This window comes from Dolichospermum lemmermannii CS-548, from assembly GCF_028330815.1.
In the GTDB taxonomy this organism is placed as follows: Bacteria; Cyanobacteriota; Cyanobacteriia; order Cyanobacteriales; family Nostocaceae; genus Dolichospermum; species Dolichospermum lemmermannii.
Genome location: NZ_JAQMTJ010000208.1, coordinates 1 through 2,880, shown reverse-complemented (window position 1 = coordinate 2,880; position 2,880 = coordinate 1). Strand labels below are relative to the sequence as shown.

4 protein-coding genes are annotated in these 2,880 nt (G+C 38.6%); 3 read left to right on the top strand and 1 reads right to left on the bottom strand.

Going from position 1 to position 2,880, the window contains the following annotated elements:
- Window positions 1-139: 139 nt before the first annotated feature.
- Window positions 140-556 (bottom strand): hypothetical protein, encoded by a 417-nt coding sequence (locus PN450_RS13425; protein WP_210422318.1) that lies wholly within the window; start codon window positions 554-556, stop codon window positions 140-142.
- Between the two features lie 602 nt (window positions 557-1,158).
- Here PN450_RS13425 and PN450_RS13420 point away from each other — a divergent pair.
- The 3 genes from PN450_RS13420 to PN450_RS13410 all read left to right on the top strand — a co-directional run bounded on the left by PN450_RS13420 (window position 1,159) and on the right by PN450_RS13410 (window position 2,760).
- The gene (locus tag PN450_RS13420) at window positions 1,159-1,428 is read left to right on the top strand and encodes a hypothetical protein (protein WP_015080880.1); all 270 of its coding nucleotides are present in this window, start codon (window positions 1,159-1,161) and stop codon (window positions 1,426-1,428) included.
- Window positions 1,418-1,789 (top strand): type II toxin-antitoxin system VapC family toxin, encoded by a 372-nt coding sequence (locus PN450_RS13415; protein ID WP_148762202.1) that lies wholly within the window; start codon window positions 1,418-1,420, stop codon window positions 1,787-1,789. The genes PN450_RS13420 and PN450_RS13415 overlap by 11 nt, the downstream gene beginning before the upstream one ends.
- 284 nt (window positions 1,790-2,073) lie before the next feature.
- Entirely contained in the window at window positions 2,074-2,760 is a 687-nt protein-coding gene (locus PN450_RS13410; protein ID WP_271836641.1) for a hypothetical protein, read from the top strand.
- The last annotated feature ends 120 nt before the right edge of the window (window positions 2,761-2,880 follow it).

Sequence of the window (2,880 nt, the reverse complement as noted above, 5' to 3'; positions counted from 1 at the left end):
CCTTGAGTTTTTTGGCTGTTTTTATGTACAGATATTTTAGGTTCTCTGTTAGTTCAATGATAGATTTTGGACGCATTAGGTTAGCTGCACACTGAAATTATCTTCTCTCATTATAGGATCAATCATTCTGTGGAGTTCTCTAATCTGATTTCCAGGTGGTTTCGGTTGTAGGAGTTTTCCCCTTGCGGTTGTAGTAATCAGCCTCAAACTTCTCAATCCATAATTTAGCGTTGTCAGTGGTATTTTCAGTAATTGCTAATTCCTTGACAAGATATTCAGACCACTCAAATTTCCCTTGGGCCAATAAACCTCCAACTTTCTTGGCTTCTGATTCAGCAAATTGTAACCCAGCAGGATTGGCGTAAATCCCCAAAGATAAAAGCTGTTGGTAAGGTGGCTTGTCTATTCCTGGTTTTGGCGGAAATGTGGCACGAAGTGAGAGGCGATAGCGAAGCGCTGCTGCAAGCAGTTCGCCCCGCTGATAAACCACTACACCGATATTGCCGGCTTTTAATCTTGCGTTAACCTCGTCTAATGTCCACTTCTTGCTGTTCATTGATCTAAAGTTGATCTATTATTCTGTCATTTTCCACTAAATTCTAAAGTGTTGCGGCACAATGGAGAAATATCAAAAGGTTAATATAACAGAGCATTGAAACGACAAAACCCCTGATTTCTCAAGGGTTTCACTAGGGACAGCAGTTGGATTTGAACCTACGACCTTCCGATTACAAGGCAGAATTTATTTATCTAAAACCCAGTGTTAGTAATGGTTTTGACTACATCTAAAATAATTGATCTAATTTTGAGCTACCCTATTAATGCTGTAATAATTTTTAACAAAGTGTTCCTATTTGTAATGCCCACTAATCCTACACTACCCGTTTTAACAACATGGACACTATTTACACCCAATTTCTCGGATAATAATTATCCATCAAAAAATGATAATTTGACACAGGTTCTCCACTTAAATTAAGAGAGTTTGATCTTATTTTTTTCAAAATGAGAATTGCTGCTCGGAAGGAGTTAGCATTGATGGAGGATTTGATTCCGTTGTTGCACAAGCTGGCGCAGGGGCGAGAAATTTCGGGGTTGGGGGCGTATGAGCAGTAATATAGATATCGTCGGTACTAGACAAACGACATAAAAACAGCTATGAACCCTATTTTGCAACAAATTCAACACCATGCTGCCGCTCTACCGATATCATCGCAAGCGGAGTTACTGAATTATGCTGTTTATTTAGAACAAAAAGCACGAGAAAAAACGCCTATCACTTTAAACCAAGTAAGGCGCGAAGGTTTGGCGCAAGCATTGGCGCAGGCGGTGGCGTTAAATCCTTTTGCAGAAATTACTGATCCAGTTGTTTGGCAGCGTGAACAACGCCAAGATCGCAATTTGTTCGGGAGAGACGATGCTGATTGATAGTAATTTGATTATTTATGCCACTCAGCCGCCATATACGCAGTTGCGTAGCTGGTTGGTGAATTATGCCACGCATTATTCTGCGATTAGTCGTTTGGAAACATTGGGCTACCATCGTTTAAGTGAGGCTGAAAAACAGGCCATCATGGCGATTTTAGATAACTTGGATGTTTTGATGATCAATAAAGTTACGCTGGAAATTGCGGTGGCTTTGCGCCAACAGCGAAAAATGTCCGTAGGTGATGCCCTAATTGCTGCAACCTGTTTAGATTCTGATCTACCGTTAGCAACGGCAAATATAAAAGATTTTGAGTGGATAGAGGGTTTGGTGATCCACAATCCATTGGAGTTAGGGAGTTAGCATTTTATGGATGATTTGATGGCGCAGGGGCGGGACATTTCGGGGTTGTTTACAAAAGAGGCTGTTTTGGATTGGGAAACACAGCATGGGGGTGAGCTATGAGTGTGCCTAAGTTGCGCTTTCCTGAGTTTTAGAATACGGGGGAGTGGGAAATGTTCGCGGCGATTCTCAGGTCGCGCTAGTTACGCTATCACTCGGTATTTTAGATAGATGCACCGATGGAAGAAATAGTCAAATTTTAGGAGGTATAATTAAATCTAGATATTCTCTTTTAAATAAAAAAAATGACTGAATTTGATTTCATAGCATCTATGCCGGGTTTTATTTCCCTGGTTGATCTAAATTGTAGATACTTGAGAGTCAACAACAATTTATCTACTTTATTTAAAGATAGCGTTGAAGGTAAAATAGCAGGTGACAAATGCTATGAACAAGCTAGAGAAATAAAAAAATTGATTAATTCCCCAGTGGGAACAGAGACAAATTGGGAATATCATCATGATGATATATGCTTGGCAGTTTCTAGCAAACGTTGTGAAAATTTTATCATTAACCAAGCAATTGATATTACTGACAGAAAAAGCTTAGAGCAAAAGCTTTCTGCATTAGCTAAACGACAAGATGCCTTACTAAAAGCTATTCCTGAAGCGGCTGAGTCTGGTTCTAGCAGACGCTCTAGTGAAGAATTAAAAACGCTTGTTAAGTTATTAACTCAACGTCCGATAATTGAGAAAGAATCTACTGAATCTCTGATAAAATTAGAGGTGGAGTTAAGAGAAAATACTGCTAAAATCCAAAATATTGAAAAACTTCTTTTTTGGGATGATACCTCGCTTTTGGGACGAATTAAAGAGCTTGAAATTCACCAGAATAATGATAATGTGAACTGGCACGAAATTGAAACAAGCAAAAAAAATATAGAGAAATTATCTCAAATTGCTGGCATTATTGTTAACCTGAGTTCGATGTAAGAAAACCAGCTAAAAATGAGTATTCAAAAGGGTTAGAGGCTTTTCTGGAAAGAGCCTATATTCTCAATAAACATTAATTATTGAGAATTAATAGGAAACCAGCCTAGATTTAAGTAAATT